This is a genomic window from Clostridiaceae bacterium (assembly GCA_012840395.1).
Classification (GTDB): domain Bacteria; phylum Bacillota; class Clostridia; order Acetivibrionales; family DULL01; genus DULL01.
On sequence record DULL01000066.1, the window covers coordinates 16,283 to 37,186 of the forward strand.

Genomic DNA, 20,904 nt, shown 5'->3' on the forward strand with positions numbered 1-20,904 from the left:
TGATTTGCAGAGAGGAGAGAATTTCCCATGCAAAATAATGCTATTATTGAAGAATTTATTGAGCTAACCAGTATTAATTCTCCATCACGTGGTGAAAGACGGATGGCAGACATTCTAAAAAAGAAATTGACTGAAATCGGCTGTGATGTGTATGAGGATGATACTGCCGGAAAGATTGGCGGTACAGCAGGCAATGTGATTGGGATACTCAGGGGTAAAGTGGGGAAACCTGTAATCCTTGCTGCTCATATGGATCGGGTGGCTAATGGAGATAATATTCGTCATGTTGTAACCAATGAGAAAATTACATCTGATGGGACAACCATATTGGCTGCTGACGATGTTAGCGGTATTGTCAGTATACTTGAAGGTTTGCGCCGAATAAAAGAAAGTGGGGAAGAGCATTGCAACGTTGAGGTAGTTTTTACAGTATGTGAGGAAGACTCTATTAAAGGCAGCGAATTTCTTAATTATGATCTGTTAACCGCAAAACACTGCTATTGTTTAGATTCTCCTGGACGTATTGGCAGAATTATTAATGCAGCACCATATAAAGTAAAGTTATTTATAAATGTTTATGGTAAGACCGCACATGCGGGACAAGCACCGGAAAAGGGAATAAATGCCCTGAAAATAGCGGCAAAGGTTCTGTCAGATATTGAAGAAGGGCGTATTGATAGTGAGACTACTGCTAACTGGGCACTTATAACAGCCGGTAAAACTACCAATGTTGTCTGTGATTATGTACGTATCGGCGGAGAGGCACGTAGCCATAATCCGAACAAACTTGGACAATATATTAGTTATGTAAAGCAGCACTGTGAAGAAGTAATTTCAGGAACTGGCGCAAAATTTGAGGTTCAGACCGAGTTTTGCTTTGAAGGGTTTGAGATTCCTGAGGAGGATGACTTGATAGTAACCCTTAAAGATGTTTTAAGTGATATTGGTATTGATGCTTATGTTCAAGGCGGAGGAGGCGGAATGGACGCTAATAGATTTAATTCTAAAGGAATTAAAAGTATTGGCGTGGCAACTGGCTATCTCAATAACCATAGTACTTATGAAGAAATATATATAAATGATCTAATAAAAGCAGGCGAAATGGTTGCAGGACTAATCAGATACTATTCCAGGAAATAAAATCGCCGGATGGTACCATAAAACAAAAGGGATGTTACCTTTACCATCACTATGATGTAAAGCAAACATCCCTCTCAATGATCTGGTTTGCTCAGATTTACATATATTACGTTACTATTCTGTTATTCACCAATTATATGTACAGTAACAGTGCGTTCACGGGCACGGGTCTGGTCAAAATCTATAAAATGGATATGGCCAAAACTTCCCAGTTCCAGTTTGCCGTTGTCAATGGGGATGGTTACGCTGCGCCCAATTATTGAAGACCTTAAATGTGCATCGGTGTTTAGTGTTCCCGGCTTGTCTTCACCGTGCTGAGCTGCAAACTCAGTAAGCTTTGGACCGGGATGCATATACTGTCCTTCCTTACGGCAGGTAGGAATAATTTTCTCAAGGACATCTACTAAATCCTGTTGGAGGAACTCCAGACCTGAGTAGGCTTCATCAAAGGAGCATTCTTCTATCATAACAGAACAAGTTGTATGGCGTGAAAAAACTACACATATACCGGATTTAACACCTGAACGGTCAACAATTTCCTGAACTTGATTAGTAATTCTATGGAAGGTAGGACGTAAACCGGTTGATTTTACCTGGAAGGTTTCTCTAATATTTTTCATTTTTTTATCCTCCTACAAATTACTTATTCTTTTTCGCCAGATCATCTGCTGCTTTCCGTACAGCTGCAACCATTTCCTCAAGTTTGGCAAATGGGTCATCTGACAGAAGGATTCCGGAAGCAGACCCTGCACCTTCAGATCCTGCCATTATAAAGTCATAAACCTGTTGTCCGGTGGTTATACCAGCCGCTTGCTCAACTAAAATATTAGGATTGATAGATTTAATTGCTTTTACAGATTCCAAGACATAACTCAAGTCACTAGCGGTTCCACTGCCGATAAGTTCGGTTGGTTCCGGGTTAATGATATCCGGATTTAAATGCGCGATAGCTTTCATTTCAGCAACGGAGTCAGCGCAAGCAAATGCTATCATATCCAGTTCGTGAGCTCTTTCAATGGTCTTCTTAATAGCAGATAGAGTCATGGGACGTTCGCAGTGATTAACCACTACACCTACGGCACCGGTCGCTTTAATTGCTTCTGGAAGTATGTCGGCCATTCCGCGTCCGGGACGAAGGGTGTCCATGTAGGGTGCCAAAACGATCAGGTTATCAGTATTTTCTACAATCCTTCTAAGCTCTGTATACGGAGCAATAAAAAGCACATCTATATCGTACTTTTTCGCAGCAGCATCAGCTGCTTTTGCTAATTCAAGCACTGCATCACCGTAGATATAGTTCTTTGTGCCAATTTCAAAAAATGGAGTTCTAATTTTTGGTTTCATATGTAGCACTGCCTTTCTAACAGTTTTTATTGTTGTATGTTAAAAGCTATGTACTCCGAGAATGTATGCATTTATCCTTTAATGCAGCATGTAACCTCGTTTCCTTTTTTAGTATATGTTTTTTTTATCCATAAGTCAACCCTACCTCAAAGCAGGGTATGGGCTGCCAGAATCCATGGATTCATTGTATAAAGTTGATTCATTTTATATCCGGCATCTGCTTGACAAATTCATATAAATCTTCCAGGGTGCCCTGATAATTTGGCTTAAACTGAGGGTTTCCACGATCAATCATGTAATCGGTAACAAGAAATGTGCCCATACCGATGCTACTTGCTATCATATCATCCTGAACATCATTTCCAATCATTAGGCAATTATTTGGAGATACATTTAGTATATGACATATATCCTTATAATAATTTATGTTTGGTTTGCAGTAATAGCTGTTTTCATAGGTAGTAATAAAACGCCACGGAAATTTATCAACACCAACCCAGGACATCCTTTCCAACATTGCCGAAAGGGGAAAGACAGGATTTGAAGCCAGAACAATATTATAACCTTTTTCAACCAGATTCTGAACAATCCGAGATGGTAACGAAGAATAATTAGCAATAGACTTAAGTTTGGGAAATTCCTTCTCGTAAAATTTGAAAAAATGGCCATACATCGCTTCCTTGTCTTTACCTATGGCAGGGATAAAGCTATTCATAAAAGCTTCTTCATTTGACATGTTCCCTTGGTTTTTCATCATGATATCTATAGAATGCATAAAATGTTTAAAGAAAACTTCAGGTTCAATCATATCTTTAAAATAACTAGTTATATCTTTAAAATACTTACTAATAAATTCATCTGTATCCCATGGTAATAAAGTTCCATCTAAATCAAATAAAATGACATTGTGCAAAATAATTCACCCCAAAATTGATATTTAAGATTCATATTAATCTATAAAAATTTATGTCCATTGTAATGTTATCATGGATTTAACCTTCTGTTAAGTTATAAAAGGAAAAGACATATCAGTAAAATTTTCGAAAGTTTTCATAATCCAAATGTAATGAAAGTGAAAATAAAATAATTAATTATTAAAACATTTTTTATTAGTTGCATCGCTGGTATGAATCTCTTAAAGCTGGCAGTTTAACTACTTATTCAACTGCAGCTTCAGCAAAAGACCTGTTAAATAAACTTTCAAGAAGTCCCTCGCTTCTACAAGGGGAAGTTAAATTGATGCGAAACTATTATAACAATCTCGCGAAGCGATTTTGCTGATGAATAGTAACAGGAGAATTATTAATTAAGAATTAAGAATATAGTAATATTCAGCAAATTAGTAATACCTGCGTCATATAATTTAGTAAGTGGTTTTGCTTTGCGAAAAGATTAATGAAATTACATATGCATATATTAAGTAAATATTAAAATATAATTACATATTCATTTCATAATAAATGACACATAATATTTAAATGTAAAAAATAAATTGTATTGGTTAACACAAATTGAATATTGACAAAGTTGTCGAAAATGATATACTAAATTCATAAAAATAATTTATTAAAAAGTATTGGTTTTATTGTATAGACTATTTATTATCATTTCTGCAGAGAGATTTACAGACTATTTAGAACCCGCAAGGAGTATTTCAATAATTATGAATAAGTTTTCGAAAATATGAATATATTTGCCTGAACATTTTTCAAAAAGAAATATGCTGCAGGCAATAAAATAAAAATAAAAAAACGTATTAAGGGGGAAACACAATGAAAAGAGTCATCTCTATTCTCTTAGTTGTAGTTATGCTGCTTAGTTTTGCTGGTTGCGGCAAAAAAGAGACTCCTGGTGGTACTGACGACAAAGCAAGTACAGGTACTAGCACTGACAGCACATCTCAAAAGAAAGTTGAAGAAGTCTATTTCTTCTCATCCATTGGCGCATATAAAACTTTGCTTGAACAGGAAATAGAGAAATGGAATAACGGTGAAGGCGCTCAAAAGGGTGTGCGCATAGTAATGGAAACAAATATTGACAACTATGGTACTGCGCTTGAGACCATGATACAGGCCGGCACATATCCTGATTTGGCTGATATGTATGCAAGAGTTGATATGTTGAAAGCTGGTTATGCACGTAACTTGTATGAGATTAAAGAAATTCAAGACTTAGTAGAGCGTTTTAAACCCTACCTTTCACAAGGTATTAACCTCCAAGGCGACAAGCTGTACTCTCTGCCTCTTGAATTAGTTCCTCTCAAGATGGTTTATAATGCAGAGATTTTTAAAGAATGTGGATTGACTGAACCTCCCAAGACTTGGGACGAAATGGCTGATTATGCAAAAATCATTACTGAAAAAGGAAATGGAAAGTACTATGGTTTTGGATGGACAACAATGTGGACTGCTTCCTTCCAACGCCTTGCAATGAAAGCTACAATAAGCAGCACTGGTGTTGGTTGGTTCAACAATAATACAGGAACTTATGACTTCAAACCATTCGAAAAGGTTATTAAGGCGATTGCAAGAATGTATCAGGAAGGTTCAATGTTCCCGACTCCACTTGATCAGCACATTGACCCCATTCGTAACAGATTTGCTGAAGGGTTAGTTGGTATGGAAATTGCTCCTTCATATGACGTATCAGTTTATACCAGCCAGTTCCCGGCTAAATTTGACTGGAGAGTTTGCGAAGTTCCTGCAATAACTGAAGAAGGTTTAATATACAACGGAATAGCACTCAACCGTGGAAATATTTCCATTACCAAGTGGGTTGAAGAAAGCAGATTGCCTGCTGTTATAGAAGCTTTCAGATTCATGCACAGCAAGGAACTCTACAAGAAACTCTATTCCAACAGCGCTATTATTCCTCATGAAATGGAATTAATCGAAGAAGTTAAAAAAGCAGGTTTTGAATACGAAATGCCCAACTGGTCTGTAATGTCTGATATAACTTATTATGTAGGAGAACCTGTAAGACCTGATAGGTTACTTACTCTTGATGGTGATAATTACCATACAGTATTTACCAATATAATGTTGGGTGAAACTACTTGGGAAGCTGAAATCGATGCTCTTAACAAACGCTACAATGATGCATATAAAAAGGCAAAAGATCAAGGGCTTATAGATGTATCAATCTATGAAGCACCATGGGATCCTGGCAAGAGGAAATAAATAATAAGTTGTAATTATTAGGGCATTATTAGGACGCATCTTATGAATTCGGCTAATAGGGGGCGAATTATGAAATCGTCCCCTATATTTGTATAGCCAACGTTTAATGCAGTAAACAGGAGGCGATTTAATGAAAGGAAAAAATGCTCTTACTTTGAGGAGAAAAGAGATAATTCAGTCGTATGTTATGATCGCTTGCAGTGTAATAGGCCTTTGTCTGTTTGTTATATATCCTATAGGCTGGACCTTCAGATGGTGCTTGTATAACTATAGCGGTATTCTTGCACCTGTATATGTAGGATTTGAAAATTTTGCAAAGATTTTCGGAGAAACCGGTACACGTTTTTGGCAAGCTGTAGGTAATACATTTGTATTTGCCATAGGAAAGCTGGCGGTAGAATTGCCTTTGGCGTTGGTCCTTGCATATATACTGGCAAGTAACCTTAAAGGTAAAGACTTTTTCAGGACCATATATTTTCTGCCTTCCATGCTTTCAGTAGCAGTCATAGGTATAGTTTTCTTTTATCTGTTTGGTTCTTATAATGGTGTTGTCAATGAAGTGTTGGTGGCGTTTGGAGGGAAAAGAATATCTTGGTTCACCAACGGTACTCTTGCAATGATTGTTTTGATGATTACATCCATATGGCAGAACTTTGGAATAAATATGCTGTTTTTTATGACGGGACTTCAGAGTATACCTGTTGAATTATATGAATCTGCCGCAATTGATGGGGCAAGTTCTGCTCAGAGATTCTTTAAAATTACAATACCAATGCTAGGACCTGTAACTCAGATGGTTGTTATGAACGCATTGCTTGGCTCCTTGAAGGTTACCGATCTTGTTCTTGTTATGACAAACGGTGCACCAAATGGTAAGACGGAGGTTATGATGAGCTATATATATAAGCAATTCTTTAGCAGTGTACAGGCAGGAACTGCCAACAACTATGGTTATGCTTCTGCTTTGTGTATTATTACTGCAGGTATACTGGGTATTATAACTTTAATCTATCTCAGAATGACTAAAAAGAGCAGCGAGATTTATTAAGGGAGGTAAAGATAGATGGCTACAACAAGTAATTTATTCTGGAAAATCGTCCTGTACCTCTTCCTGTTAATTATGGTATTTATTACGCTGGTTCCAATTGTATATACCGTATCAGCATCTTTTAAACCAAATACAGAAATCCTGAGCGGTGGTGCACATATTATACCTAAGAATTTCACAGTAGATAACTATATTATCGCCTGGACCATGGGCTCTTCAGGTGGCTCAGCAGTAGGGCGTAAGGTAGTTACCTTTGCTGACTATACAGTAAACTCAATAATACTGGCTTCTATTACTGTTGTCGGTACAGTAATATTTACCTCTATGAGTGCATACTGTTTCCAAAGAGGTGATTTTCCGGGGAGAAAGTTATTATATAATATTTTCCTGGCTACAATGTTTATTGCTGCAGGTTCAATTACTATCTTTCCGGTAGTGAAGCTGGCATCAATTTTTGGTATGAACAACCTTTACGGTGCCTCCATTGTGCAAATATTCACGACATCTGCTGCCAACTTGTTCCTAACCATGGGATATATGAGAACAATAGACAAAGAGATTGATAACGCTGCGAAGATTGATGGCTGTTCATTCTTCCGGACTTATTATAATATAATTTTACCATTGTGTAAGCCCATACTTGCTACCATTGCTTTAATGAGCTTCCGACATGCATGGAATGATTATCTGCTTCCAATGGTGTTTACATTGGGGAAACCTGCACAGTATCCGCTGGTAGTAGGAGTAGTTGCGCTTAAGAGTTTCGGCGGCGAAGGTGCAGCACAATATAACCTGCTTATGGCAGGAACAATGTTCTCACTTGTTCCTATAGTTGTCATATATCTGGCATTAAACAGATACTTTATTGCCGGTATAACTCAAGGAGCAGTAAAAGGTTAGAAGAAAGAGCATATAACCTATATATGATATATAGCCTATATATGGCGGACTTTAAATAAGGAATAGAACTCTTTTGATCAGCATAAATATGCACGATTATGATATATATTTATGCATAATGTGGTATTTGTTTTATTTTATTTTAATGTATAGAATTGTAAAAAATTGAATATAAGCGTTGATGTTAATAGCGCTTCAATTATAAAGTCTTATTAAACTGCAACAGTATTTTGTTGCAGTTTAATACATTTATTATATATATACAATTTAGTATAATTTGTTCACTTGCATACTTCTTGATAATAAAAGTTATATAATTCATAATAGTTATTAAACTGAGAATAGTTTAGCAGTTTTTTGTTTTTAATTTTTTCCGGCTTTTAAGTAAGTGCCATATAAGAACATCAGACTTAAATATATGAAGAGGAGGAGAAGAATGGCTTATATAAAATTTAATTATAGTGATTTGCAAGTTTTTTGTGTAGACGCATTTGAAAGATTTGGATTTTCAAAAGAGGACAGCAAAATTATAACAGATAATTTGCTTTTATCTGATCTTTATGGTATTGAAAGCCATGGAATGCAAAGATTAGCTAGATATCATAAATGCATTAAGAGCGGTATGATTAAAGTAGAAGCAAAACCTGAAATTGTCTTTGAGACGCCTATTTCTGCCGTAATTGACGGACATGACGGCATGGGACAGCTTATAGGGCACTATTGTATGGAAATTGCCATTAAAAAAGCTAAAGAAAGCGGAGCCGGTTTTGTTATGGCTCGGAATTCCAATCATTATGGGATTGCGGGATATTATGCGAAACAGGCTTGTGATGAGGGATTTATTGGAATTTCATTTACCAATTCAGCTGCCATAATGGTTCCAACCTTTGGGAGAAAAGCTATGCTGGGCTCAAACCCAATTGCAGTAAGCATACCGGCAGATCCCTATCCTTTCTTTTTTGACGCTTCAACAACAGTTGTAACCAGAGGGAAACTTGAAGTATACAATAAAATGGAAAAGCCTCTTCCGCTTGGTTGGGCACTGGATGCGCAGGGACATGATACTACTGATGCTGCAGATGTATTAAAGAATATAGGTAATAAAGCTGGAGGAGGGATAGTACCTTTAGGAGGGTCCACAGAGCAAACTGGGAGTCATAAAGGTTATGGATTTGGCTTGATTTGTGAGATATTTTCTTCAATTTTATCTTTAGGTACAACCTCCAACGATACATACAATGGAAATAAATGCGGAGTATGTCATGGCTTTATAGCAATTAATCCTAGTATTTTCGGAAATGCTGATGATATTAAGGCCCACCTTTCTAATTATTTAGAGGTTCTTCGAAATTCTGAAAAAGCTGAAGGCCAGTCTCGTATTTATACTCACGGGGAAAAGGAAATAGAGGCTTCCATCGACAGAATGAAAAATGGTATTCCGGTAAATGATAAAACTGTTAAAGAAATGCAGGATCTTTGTAAAGACCTTAATATGGATTTTGGAGCTTACTTTAGGAAATAACCGGAAAATATTATAAAATAAATAAAAAATTTAATGTTAGTGTAAAAAACTATTGACATTAACGTTACGTCAATGTGTATAGTGGACTTAAAGGAGGTGGGTCCATGGAATACACCATTAGGAAACTAAGTCAGTTGGCAGGTATAAGTACCAGAACGTTAAGATATTACGATGAAATTGAACTTCTTAAGCCGGCAAGGGTTAATTCGTCAGGATATCGAATCTATGGTAAAAAAGAAGTAGATAAACTGCAGCAGATACTTTTTTACAGAGAATTAGGTGTAAGCCTGGATAAAATTAAAGAGATAGTAAATGCACCTTCTTATGATGAAATGGCAGCACTTAGAGAACACCGTGAAAAGCTTCTTGAGAAAAGGGTACAACTGGATATTCTTATTGCTAATATTGACAGAACAATATTGGAAAAAGAAAGGGGCATTGCTATGGATGATAAAGAAAAATTTATAGGCTTTAAGAAAAAGCTCATTGAAGAAAATGAAAAAAAATATGGTAAGGAAGCACGTGAAAAGTACGGCGATGAGGCAGTTGAAAAATCAAATAGAAAGTTAATGAATATGACCCAGCAGGAATATGATGAGCTTTCCAGACTTTCAGAGGAAATTATAAGAAAGCTTCATGAGGCTTATAAAACAGGTGATCCTGCTGGTGAACTGGCTCAGGAAACAGCGGATTTGCATCGCAGGTGGCTGAGCTTCTATTGGGATAACTACAGTAAAGAAGCTCATGCAGGTCTGGCAAGAATGTATGTAGAAGATGAAAGATTCAAAGCATATTACGATAAAGATGTACCCGGAGCTGCAGAGTTCCTGAGAGATGCCATTCTTATTTACACAGGTATGAAGGATTAGAAACACAGGGACGGTTCTCCTGAAGCACAGGGACGGTTCTTTTGCTTCCGCTTTGATGGAAGCAAAAGAACCGTCCCGGCATTTCCATCCAACTGTATACACTTCCCTGACTTTCTGCATATATTGTAAGTAAAGGTAAGGGAGGATTTTTTATGATTATACATGTTGTGAGTTCAGGAGAAACGCTGTGGCAGATATCAAACCGCTATGGTGTTTCTGTTTCAGAAGTTATATCAATAAATCAGCTTTTAAACCCAAACCGGCTGGTTGTAGGGCAGGCTCTTGTAATTCCCATAGAGGCTACAGTCTACATCGTACAACCGGGAGATGCTTTGTGGAGAATTGCCCAGCAATATGGAACAACAATCCAAACAATTGTTCAATATAATCAGATTACAAATCCTAATAACATATACCCTGGTTTAAGATTAATTATTCCTGCGCAACGTCATATTGTGCGGCCTGGGGAGACTTTATTTCAAATTGCCGGATTATATGGCGTTACTTTACAGGATATTATAAAAGTAAACAGAATTGAAAATCCCGATATTATTTATCCCGGAACAGTACTTGTTATTCCTGTAAAGCCAAGACCTCCCATAGATGTAAATGGATATATATACATCTTGGGTCAGGAGGCAGTACCAATAGTAGAAGAAGTGGGAGAATATTTAACATACTTAAGTCCTTTTGCCTACTTAATAAGAGAGGATGGAAGTCTTCAGCCAATAGGGGATGAACCGGCAATCCAGGCAGGAAGAAACAGAGGGGCTATACCCATGATGTCAATAACAAACTTCACATCCACAGCAACAGGTGCAAATCTTGCCCATATTGTGCTGAGCACACCTCAAATAGTCGAGAGATTGCTTGATAATGTAATTAATATAATGAGAACTAAAGGTTATGAAGGACTGAATGTTGATTTTGAGAATGTTCTTCCGGAAGACCGGCAAAATTATAATAATTTTCTTACTAGGACAGTTGAACGGTTGCATCCTTTAGGTTATTTTGTATCTACAGCAGTTGCTCCAAAAACAAGCGGTACTCAGGTTGGACTGCTCTATGAAGCTCACGATTACGAAGCTCACGGAAGAATTGTAGATTTTGTTATTTTAATGACATATGAATGGGGATATAGGAAAGGGCCACCCCAGGCTATTTCACCCTTAAATCAGATTATTCGGGTTCTCAACTATGCTGTTTCTGTAATACCCAGGGAAAAAATCTTTTTTGGATTCCAAATATATGCAAGGGATTGGCGCCTGCCATTTGTACAAGGCCAGGAAGCTGAGACATTCAGTGTTCAGGAGGCAATACAAAGAGCAATAAGATATGGAGCAGTTATACAATATGATATCCCAACTCAGTCACCTTTTTTCAGATACACCGATGAACAGGGAGTAAGGCATGAAGTATGGTTCGAAGATGCACGAAGTGCCCAGGCCAGGTTTGACACAGTAAAAAACTACGGATTAAGAGGAATCAGTTACTGGGCTTTAGGTTATCCATTTCCACAAAACTGGGTTCTTCTTGAAGACAATTTTACCATACGGAAAGGATGATTAATATCAGTTCTTTATTTTTCGCTATTCCACTGCAAACTCCTGGCCATATGCGGCTAAGCTAAAAGCTTTTTCTGCATCTGAAAGCTGCAGACCCTGGATATTCATTTTCTCGACATCTCCGATACCAATATTGATGTTTTTCAGATCCCACAGGTATCGGACCGCTTGATTTTTAAAGCCCAATAATCTTGCCCCCACGGTATCTACGGCCACAGGATCGGTTCCACTGATAACAATTCCTGTATGCTTCGGGATTCCGGTATGGGGGCCGGTTCCTATCATTGCAGGATTTGCGCTCACAATAGAAAGATCAATAGGTATCTTTTCAGCCATCGCTCGTATAAATCCATGGAGATCATTGTGAATTCCAAGATTTTTCTTGGGATGTCCATGTTCTTCAGTAGGGGGCCATCCTAATGCAATATTCTTAATTGCTGCTGTTATGGTGGCTTCACTGTGCAACTTTAATTGAGCAAAAGAAATGAGAAAAGTCATCTCATCATACAATTTATTTAAGTTAGTAGCATTCGGAGAATTATGATTTAAGCTGATCCTTGTAAAGGGACCATGATTCAGGTCCACAAATTCCACTTGTTCTTCCTGGATTATTTTTTCGTAACCTACCTGGTTCATTACCTCCGCAGTGCTTTTTCCGGCAGAACCGGTAGCTACAACAATACGCCGGGGATTATTTTCTTTTGCAAACCGGATTACCGTTCTTAAACTTTCCTGACCAACTGTATCAGCAGTTTCAGGACCTTTAGGCAATACCCAGTTTGGGGTTATCACTACTACATCATTTGAATTAATAAGATTGCCAGCATGAATTAAGCGTAAGGATTCAAGTATTGCCGCATTTTCATTACTATTTATAGCTATACCTATATCAGCACAATTTCTGCGCCTTTGTCTCATGAAGCACACCTCCAGCACACATTTTCTCTAATTATTTAGATTTTATTCTCAAAAACAAACAGAAATATATAAAGTTATGATATAACAATTAATTACAGGTAACATAAATATGGCAGCAGTTTATCAGAAAGACTATAAAATATCCTTTTTCAATAGTATAATTAAGGCAAGGCCGTCCGAAAGATACTTTTTAATTATTTTTTACAAGGAAAGGAGTGCAAGTTTTTTGAGTGGAGGGAACGTTATACAAAACTGGTTAAAAACCATAAGGCTTTTTTTTCAGACTGGAAGCTATTTAATAGTAGGAGGCAAGATATTAAAGATTTTAATTATTGCTTTTGTATCAAAAGTAATCATACAGGTTGGTAGAAATCTCATAAAAAGAATGTTTGATAAGCAAATAAGTATTATACCTCATGCAAGAATTGATGAAAGAAAGAATAATACACTAAAAAGTTTAGTTCAAAGTATTATGACTTATGTAGTATATTTCATAGCAATATTAATAATCCTTGGGGAATTAGGAGTTCAGACCACATCAATTTTAGCAACTGCCGGTATCGGAGGCCTGGCAATTGGCTTTGGAGCTCAAAACCTGGTAAAGGATATAATAACCGGTTTTTTCATTCTTTTTGAAGATCAATATGCAGTGGGTGATTTTGTTACTATTGGCGACATCTCAGGAACAGTAATGGAAATTGGACTTAGAGTAACTAAGATAAGAGGTTTTAAAGGAGATATAAATATAATACCAAATGGTCAGATAACTCGGGTAACAAATTTTTCCAGAAGCAACTCGCTGGCTATAATAGATATGAATATTTCCTACGACACCGATGTAAGTGAGGCAGTGAAAATTATGGAGGATACAGCCAATAAATATGCAGAAGGAAATCAGGATATTGTAGAAAAACCACAGGTATTAGGAATAACAGAGTTTGGAGATTCTAAAATTACTATAAGGGCAATTGTACGTACATTACCTCTTAAACACTGGGGTGTTGAAAGGGAGCTAAGAAAACTGATGAAAGAAGCTTTTAACAAAAATGGAATTGCTATGCCTTTGCCTGTAACAGTTGTCATACATAATAATAAATCATAATTGGGAAGATATAATAATGTATTTATTAATTATTACAAAAAATACTTTTTTAACCCTCTCCTTCTATAAAGAAGAAGAGGGTTTCTTATATAAGTGAGTTTTTAAGTTAGTTTTAAGTCTCATATTAATATAGTAAATATCAAATTAATATTTTTATTATTAGTTATTTTATCAAGCAGAATATCTTGAATTTTGGTATACTATATATCAGGATATTTTGCTGCAAAAAAACATTTTTTAGAAATAAATGAAGTATATTAGTGAATTTTTACGATGATAATAATGAGTGATAAAATATTAATGTTTAATACATTTGTTCTTGACAGAGAAAGCTGGTGATAGAATGAAATTTTTTAACTCTGTTCAAAAAAATATGAATTTTAAAGATGTAATAAAAAGCATTGAGTTTTTTATTAAATCTAATCCCGACAGCAAGTACCGGATAGCAGTGGGAACCGATTCTCAGGTTTGCGGAGAATATACATGCTTTGCTACAGGTATTCATATACACAGGATTGGACAGGGAGCCTGGTGCTGCATAAGTAGAAATTTTGAGAAAAAACAATACAATAATCTTAAGGAGAAAATATCAAGAGAAACATTAATAACATATGAAGTAGTATATAAGCTAAATGAGGAGCTGGTAGATTCTTTATGCAAATTTATGGAAAAATATAAGAATTTCGACTGTAAGTTGGAGGCACATATTGATGTTGGAACAAACGGAGAAAGCAGAAAACTCATAAGAGAAATGGTATCATATTTTCAGGGCCTGGATATCGATGCAAAGATCAAACCGAATTCATTTGTGGCAAGCTGCTATGCAAACAGGTACAGCAAGAGCCTTCCCAAGTTCTTAAAGAAAAGATCTGCTCATAAAAAGCAAATCAATGTAGTTTAAAATACCAATCATCCATCATTTCCATTTTTTCGAAACAAATATACATCAATTAGTAAAAATGCTATAATATTAAGCACAATATATGCTTTTATCTATTTTTCTGGGGGACAAATAACAAAATGACAAATAAGAAAAGTAATCAAAGAACAGTATTCAAAAAGCTAAAGAATATTTTAAGCTTTATTTTGGTAATAGTATACATATTTGTTTTATTTCCTGTATATGCCACTGAAAGTCAGGAAGCCAGGTTTATAGATGTACCTGAGGGACATTGGGCTGAAGATGTTATTCACAGGCTTCGAGAACTCAAAATTACTAATGGTATTGGCAATAATGAATTTGGATTAGGTTTAACCATTGCCAGAAGTGAATTTGTAACCTATTTGGTAAGACTTATGCAATGGGAATTGATATATCCTGAAAAAGGGAGCTTCATTGACAACACAGATACCTCAAAGTGGTATTACTCATATATAGAAACAGCTCTGAAAAACGGAGCAATATCCGGGAATGAAGAAAAATTCCGCCCGGAGGAGCCTATTACCCGTGAAGAAATGGCTGTAATGATTGTGAATACATTGGGATATGATTCACTTGCAAAGGAAATGGGTTATTTGGGCAAACCCTTTGAAGATGTGGAACAAAATACAGGTTATATTACTATTGCAAAGGATTTTGGAATAATTAACGGAGTAGGGGATAACCTGTTCAAACCCTGTAATACTGCCACAAGAGAAGAAGCTGCGGCAATGATGATTCGAATGTTCAATAAGATGCATCAGTATTTTGAAGAATTAAATGCTTTTTATGCAATACAATCGGTTGGACAGATGGATTTAATCGAAAAGCTTGATTCGGTATGTTTCGGTTGGAGCCGTTTGGAATATGACCAGGAAAATGATCAGGTTATTTTAAATACAACAAGGAAAAATAATAATGAATTTGCTTTTCCTATTGATTTTTCAGAGCCCATAAAAAAGGCTAAAGAAAGTAATGTAATAGCGCAGTTGATGGTATATGCAGATAATGGTACATTAATTAGTCCTGATAAAGAAAAAAAGGTTCCTCTGCTTGAATACATACTGTTTAATTCCGAACAGCGTATACAAGCGGTGAATTCCATTATTGAACAAGTTAATGATGTGATTGTGGAAAATGAAAAGATTTCCTTTGATGGAGTAGTCATAGATTTTGAGAGCATGAAAGGAGAGGAGCTTAGTAAGTCTTTTAATATATTCCTTCAGGAATTAAAAAAGGAACTTGACAAGACAAATAAAAAACTCTTTGTAGCAGTACATCCTCGCAGAAAGCCGGGACTTGAATTTTATGACGGTTATGACTACAGGACTATTGGAGAAATTGCAGACAGGATCATATTAATGGCGCATGATTATTATGCCAAAAGCCTTAATAGTAAAGAAAAGGATAATGGGTACACGCTTACTCCTCTTTCACCTTTGGATGAAGTATATTTTGCCTTGAGAGCTATTACAGATAAGGACACAGGTGTTCAGGACCTCGATAAAATTTGGTTGCAAATTTCCTTTGATACAGTGCAATGGAAGCTTAAAAATGGAAAAGTAGATAATCAATATCCTTATAAGCCAAGCTATGATGCAGTCAGACAAAGGCTCCTGAAAGGTGCAGTAATAAATTATGGGAAATTAAGCCGGAATCCATATGCTACTTTTTACGACAGCCAGGATGAAACTGACAATGTTCTTTGGTATGAAGATTCACGCAGTGTACAAGCCAAAATAGACCTTGCCAGAATGTTTGGCATAAAGGGGCTATCTCTGTGGCGCCTGGGCAATATACCGAATTATGGTGAAAATGGTACAATAGAAATATATCTGGATGTGTGGCAGCAAATTCTTGGTAATTATACAGAAAAGTGAGAGCCTATGGATTATCTTAGCGGAGTTGTTGAAAGAATTACATATTCAAATGAAGAAACAGGATTTTCGGTTATAAAGATAAAATCCAAGGGGTTTTCAGATCTTGTAACAGTAGTGGGAAATCTTGCTGCTGTCAACGTGGGCTCTACAATTAAGCTTAAAGGTGAATGGAAATACGATAGTAAATATGGCAGGCAGTTTAATGTTATTGAGTATACTGAAGTGATACCTGCCACAATCGCAGGAATTGAAAAATACCTGGGGAGCGGCCTTATAAAAGGGATAGGGCCTGTATATGCCAAAAGAATTGTTCGTTACTTTAAAGAGGATACTATAAGAGTTATTGATGAGGAACCTGACCGTCTTACAGAGGTAGAAGGAATAGGGGAAAAGCGGTTGGAGATGATAAAAAAAGCATGGAAAGAACAGAAAGAAATAAAGAATGTTATGCTGTTTCTGCAGAGCAACGGAGTTTCAACAGCTTTTGCCGTGAAAATATATAAGACTTATGGGAATCAGAGTATCAATATGGTAAAAAGCAATCCATACCGACTGGCTGATGATATTTGGGGCATAGGATTTAAAACGGCTGATAAAATTGCCTTTCAGCTTGGCTTTGATAAAAACTCCTATGAAAGGTGCCGTTCAGGAATTATTTATATCTTGAATGAGTTTTCAAATGATGGTCACTGTTATGCTGAAAGAGAGCAATTAATATCTGAGTGCAAAAAAATTCTAGAACTGGAAGAAGAATTAATTGAAAGTACTCTGAACAGATTGATTGAAGAAAAACTGGTTATATTGGATAAGGATAATATAATTTATCTTCCGCCTTTCTATTACAGTGAGGTTGGTGTTAGCAATAGAATTAAAGATATACAGGTGTTTCAGGCTATAATATCAAATATTGATATAGACCGGTTAATTTCTCAAATTCAAAAGGAATATGGTATAAAATATGATGAGATACAACTTCAGGCAATAAAAACAGCTGTCAATTCCAAGTTTATGGTGCTTACAGGAGGTCCCGGAACAGGAAAAACAACTACTACACTAGCTATCATCAAAATATTTCAAAAATTGGGTAAAAGAGTATTGCTGGCAGCTCCCACCGGCAGGGCTGCAAAAAGGTTGTCAGAAACTACAGGTATGGAAGCAAAAACTATTCACCGTCTACTGGAATATAAACCTCCTGAAGGATATAAGATAAATGAGAAAAACCCTCTGGACTGTGATGTGCTTATCGTTGATGAAACCTCCATGGTTGATATAATTCTGTTTTATAACCTGCTTAAAGCTGTAACAAATGATACGGCAGTAATACTAATAGGAGATGTTGATCAGTTGCCTTCAGTAGGTGCAGGTAATGTTCTCAGAGATATTATAGATTCAGGAGTAGTGAATGTTGTAAGATTAGAAAGAATTTTCAGGCAGGCTATGGGAAGTGCAATTATTACCAATGCCCATCGTATAAACAAAGGTCAAATGCCAATTCTAAAAAATTTGAAAAACAAGGATTTTTTCTTTATTGAAGAGGAAGAACCGGATAAAATACCAGAAATCATAAAAGACCTTTGCACAAAAAGGCTGCCAGGATATTATAAAATAGATCCCATAAATGATATTCAGGTTTTATGTCCGATGCAAAAAGGTGATGCAGGAGCACAAAATATGAATATTGTACTGCAGGAAGCCTTAAATCCAACAGAAGTTTGCATAAAGTACGGAGGTATAGTATACCGGCTTAATGACAAAGTAATGCAGATAAAGAATAATTATGATAAAAATGTATTTAATGGAGATATAGGTACTATTGTTGAAATTGATATGGAGGACAAAACACTGGTAATACGTTTTGATGAAAATAATGTAAATTATGATGTCACTGAACTCGATGAAATAGTTCTAGCTTATGCTACTACTGTACACAAGAGCCAGGGAAGCGAATATAAAATTGTCATTGCGCCTTTTACGATGCAGCATTATATAATGCTGCAAAGAAATCTATTATACACTTGTGTAACAAGAGCGAAAAAAGTATTTATTCTGATTGGTTCAAAAAAAGCTGTAGCTATTGCTGTTTCAAATAATAAAATACAGCGCCGGAACACCCGGCTTTCAGCCAGACTTACTGAAAAATGAAATTATTACAAGTATGGGACTTCCTTATTCAACAAAGAATAATAATGAAGGAGGAAGTCACATAATGGAAGAAAATAATCAGTTGTCAATAATTGAATCAATAGATATTCAAAATATTCCTGCAATTATGCAGAAAATAAATGCCATGCAGGCAATTGTCCAGAAAACTCTCAGAAAAGATCATGATTATGGAGTTATTCCAGGAACAAATAAGCCAACACTTCTAAAACCTGGTGCTGAGAAAATATTATTAATGTTCGGGCTTACTTCCGAATATGAACTATTGGATAAAATAGAAGATTTCGGGAGAGGTTTTTTCAGCTACTCGGTAAAATGCCTCTTAACAAAAAACGGGAAGAAGATTACCGAGGGAGTCGGCCATTGTAATACCTATGAATCAAGATATCGTTGGAGATGGGTTAGAGAGAATGATGTTCCGGAAAATATGAATAAAGATGACCTCATATCCAGAACGGACAGATTTGGACGAAGAATATTCAAAATAATCAATGATGATCCATATACTCTGGCTAATACTGTACTGAAGATGGCTAAAAAAAGGGCTCAAATTGATGCGGTACTTACAGTAGCGAGTCTGTCGGAAGTCTTTACCCAGGATCTTGAGGATATGGCCGAATATGTTCGTGATGATGAAGAAATACCAGTAATGGATACTGCGGAAGCAGAATCAATAAGAATTACTTTCGGAACAAAACATAAAGGCGACACTTTGGGAGAAATTTACAGAAATGACAGGGGTTATTTTGATTGGTTGATGAAAAATGAGAGAACAGACCCTGTCATAAAAAAGGCATGTGAGACTATTTTGTATAATTATGAATCAAGCCCGGATAACACTCAAATGCCTCCTTCATAATCAAAGAAAGCCTTATGTTGTTTATATTAATATCTTATGGTTTTAAATAAAATAAAGGATATATTTCTAGAATATATCCTTAATTTTATTTAATTCATACTTAATTTCATAATGAGTTATATCTAATTTTAGTTAACGTAACTTTTCTTGTATACAAAAATATTGATAAAGTTATTGCTTACAGTCTTGCTACTCCAGACTTTCTTGCTGCTTCTGCCACTGCTTTTGCAACTGCGGGTGCAACTCTTTCATCAAAAGGAGCAGGGATGATATATTCAGGAGACAATTCTTTTTCATCAATTAAATTTGCGATAGCATATGCTGCAGCAATCTTCATATCATCGTTAATATCAGAAGCACGTACATCAAATGCACCACGGAAAACACCTGGGAAGGCAAGTACATTGTTAATCTGGTTTGGAAAATCGCTTCTGCCTGTACCAACTACTTTAGCTCCGGCAGCAATAGCTTTATCAGGCATAATTTCAGGTATAGGATTTGCCATGGCAAAAACAATAGCGTCTTTATTCATTGACTTTACCATTTCTTCTGTTAGCGTATCAGGTCCGGATACTCCAATAAATACATCGGCACCTTTAATTACATCTCCAAGAGAACCTTTCTTCATCATTCTATTAGATATAGCTGCCATTTCTGCTTTAATTGGATTTAAATCTTCACGGCCTTCATATATAGCTCCTTTGCGGTCGCAAAGAACCACATCCTTAAGGCCGAGAGCCATAAGAAGCTTGACTATAGCAATACCGGCTGCACCTGCTCCGTTACATACAACACTTATTTCATCAATCTTTTTACCGCAAATCTTAAGAGCATTTACTAAAGCTGCCAATGTAACAATAGCTGTTCCATGTTGATCATCGTGGAAAATCGGAATATCACAACGTTCCTTAAGTTTCTTTTCAATTTCAAAGCAGCGGGGAGCTGAAATATCTTCAAGATTTACTCCGCCAAAGCTTCCGGAAATTAACACTATAGTATTGACAATTTCATCTACATCCTTGGATTTTATACAAAGAGGGAAAGCATCTACATTACCGAAAGTTTTAAAAAGAACACATTTTCCTTCCATAACCGGCATTCCTGCCTCCGGTCCGATGTCTCCAAGACCAAGAACAGCAGTACCGTCAGTTACCACTAGAGCCATGTTCCAACGTCTTGTTAGTTCATAAGATTTATTAATATCTTTTTGTATTTCGAGACAAGGAGTAGCTACTCCAGGGGTGTATGCCAAGGATAGATCATGCTTATCCTTTACTGATACAGTAGGAACTATTTGAATTTTACCTTTAACGTTATAATGCAGCTGAAGACTTTCTTCTGCAATAGTCATCTTTTTATCCATTTATGTACTCCTCCAATCATATGTAATTATTTCTAAATATATCATTTTGGCATGTTTTATTCAAGTTATGTATGAAACAGATCAAAATTATTTTTGTTTGCTTATAACAACATTTTAATTATACTCAGCCGTTTTG

General features: G+C 36.1%; 17 protein-coding genes. 12 read left to right on the forward strand and 5 right to left on the reverse strand.

Annotated elements, in window-relative coordinates; translation table 11 throughout:
• Positions 1–27 precede the first annotated feature (27 nt).
• Positions 28–1,140 carry a M20/M25/M40 family metallo-hydrolase gene (locus GXX20_08035; protein HHW31605.1) on the forward strand — a complete coding sequence of 371 codons (1,113 nt, stop codon included), beginning with the start codon at positions 28–30 and terminating at the stop codon, positions 1,138–1,140.
• A 122-nt stretch (positions 1,141–1,262) separates the two neighbouring features.
• Here the strand turns inward: GXX20_08035 and GXX20_08040 are convergent, their stop codons facing one another.
• The 3 genes from GXX20_08040 to GXX20_08050 form a co-directional block, all read right to left on the reverse strand.
• Positions 1,263–1,760, reverse strand: a complete 498-nt coding sequence (locus GXX20_08040) for a YjbQ family protein (GenBank protein HHW31606.1) — start codon at positions 1,758–1,760, stop codon at positions 1,263–1,265.
• A 19-nt stretch (positions 1,761–1,779) separates the two neighbouring features.
• Positions 1,780–2,484 (reverse strand): triose-phosphate isomerase, encoded by a 705-nt coding sequence (locus GXX20_08045; protein ID HHW31607.1) that lies wholly within the window; start codon positions 2,482–2,484, stop codon positions 1,780–1,782.
• A 199-nt stretch (positions 2,485–2,683) separates the two neighbouring features.
• Positions 2,684–3,397: an HAD family hydrolase gene (locus GXX20_08050; GenBank protein ID HHW31608.1), complete on the reverse strand. Its 714-nt coding sequence runs from the start codon at positions 3,395–3,397 to the stop codon at positions 2,684–2,686.
• 859 nt (positions 3,398–4,256) lie between these two features.
• Here GXX20_08050 and GXX20_08055 point away from each other — a divergent pair.
• The 6 genes from GXX20_08055 to GXX20_08080 all read left to right on the forward strand — a co-directional run bounded on the left by GXX20_08055 (position 4,257) and on the right by GXX20_08080 (position 11,567).
• On the forward strand, positions 4,257–5,663 hold the full coding sequence (locus GXX20_08055; protein HHW31609.1) for a carbohydrate ABC transporter substrate-binding protein: 1,407 nt from the start codon (positions 4,257–4,259) through the stop codon (positions 5,661–5,663).
• Positions 5,664–5,793: 130 nt separating this feature from the next.
• A complete protein-coding gene (locus GXX20_08060; protein HHW31610.1) occupies positions 5,794–6,711 on the forward strand; it encodes a sugar ABC transporter permease in 918 nt (305 codons plus the stop codon).
• Positions 6,712–6,726: 15 nt separating this feature from the next.
• Positions 6,727–7,611, forward strand: a complete 885-nt coding sequence (locus tag GXX20_08065; protein HHW31611.1) for a carbohydrate ABC transporter permease — start codon at positions 6,727–6,729, stop codon at positions 7,609–7,611.
• A gap of 436 nt (positions 7,612–8,047) precedes the next feature.
• Positions 8,048–9,133: an Ldh family oxidoreductase gene (locus tag GXX20_08070; GenBank protein ID HHW31612.1), complete on the forward strand. Its 1,086-nt coding sequence runs from the start codon at positions 8,048–8,050 to the stop codon at positions 9,131–9,133.
• Positions 9,134–9,237: 104 nt separating this feature from the next.
• Positions 9,238–10,002: a MerR family transcriptional regulator gene (locus GXX20_08075; protein ID HHW31613.1), complete on the forward strand. Its 765-nt coding sequence runs from the start codon at positions 9,238–9,240 to the stop codon at positions 10,000–10,002.
• Positions 10,003–10,154: 152 nt separating this feature from the next.
• Entirely contained in the window at positions 10,155–11,567 is a 1,413-nt protein-coding gene (locus tag GXX20_08080; protein HHW31614.1) for a LysM peptidoglycan-binding domain-containing protein, read from the forward strand.
• Between the two features lie 24 nt (positions 11,568–11,591).
• Here GXX20_08080 and GXX20_08085 read toward each other — a convergent pair whose 3' ends face one another.
• On the reverse strand, positions 11,592–12,485 hold the full coding sequence (locus tag GXX20_08085) for a DUF362 domain-containing protein (GenBank protein HHW31615.1): 894 nt from the start codon (positions 12,483–12,485) through the stop codon (positions 11,592–11,594).
• A gap of 226 nt (positions 12,486–12,711) precedes the next feature.
• Between GXX20_08085 and GXX20_08090 the strand changes: the two genes are divergently transcribed.
• The 5 genes from GXX20_08090 to GXX20_08110 all read left to right on the forward strand — a co-directional run bounded on the left by GXX20_08090 (position 12,712) and on the right by GXX20_08110 (position 19,405).
• The gene (locus GXX20_08090) at positions 12,712–13,587 is read left to right on the forward strand and encodes a mechanosensitive ion channel family protein (protein ID HHW31616.1); all 876 of its coding nucleotides are present in this window, start codon (positions 12,712–12,714) and stop codon (positions 13,585–13,587) included.
• Between the two features lie 343 nt (positions 13,588–13,930).
• Complete coding sequence (locus GXX20_08095) at positions 13,931–14,488, forward strand: hypothetical protein (GenBank protein HHW31617.1); 558 nt, start codon at positions 13,931–13,933, stop codon at positions 14,486–14,488.
• 119 nt (positions 14,489–14,607) lie between these two features.
• A complete protein-coding gene (locus GXX20_08100; GenBank protein ID HHW31618.1) occupies positions 14,608–16,386 on the forward strand; it encodes a hypothetical protein in 1,779 nt (592 codons plus the stop codon).
• Positions 16,387–16,392: 6 nt separating this feature from the next.
• Complete coding sequence (locus GXX20_08105; GenBank protein ID HHW31619.1) at positions 16,393–18,528, forward strand: ATP-dependent RecD-like DNA helicase; 2,136 nt, start codon at positions 16,393–16,395, stop codon at positions 18,526–18,528.
• Positions 18,529–18,592: 64 nt separating this feature from the next.
• Positions 18,593–19,405, forward strand: a complete 813-nt coding sequence (locus tag GXX20_08110) for a hypothetical protein (GenBank protein HHW31620.1) — start codon at positions 18,593–18,595, stop codon at positions 19,403–19,405.
• A 178-nt stretch (positions 19,406–19,583) separates the two neighbouring features.
• On the opposite strand, the gene GXX20_08115 is transcribed toward GXX20_08110, so the two are convergent.
• Positions 19,584–20,756: an NADP-dependent malic enzyme gene (locus GXX20_08115; GenBank protein HHW31621.1), complete on the reverse strand. Its 1,173-nt coding sequence runs from the start codon at positions 20,754–20,756 to the stop codon at positions 19,584–19,586.
• Positions 20,757–20,904: the final 148 nt, after the last annotated feature.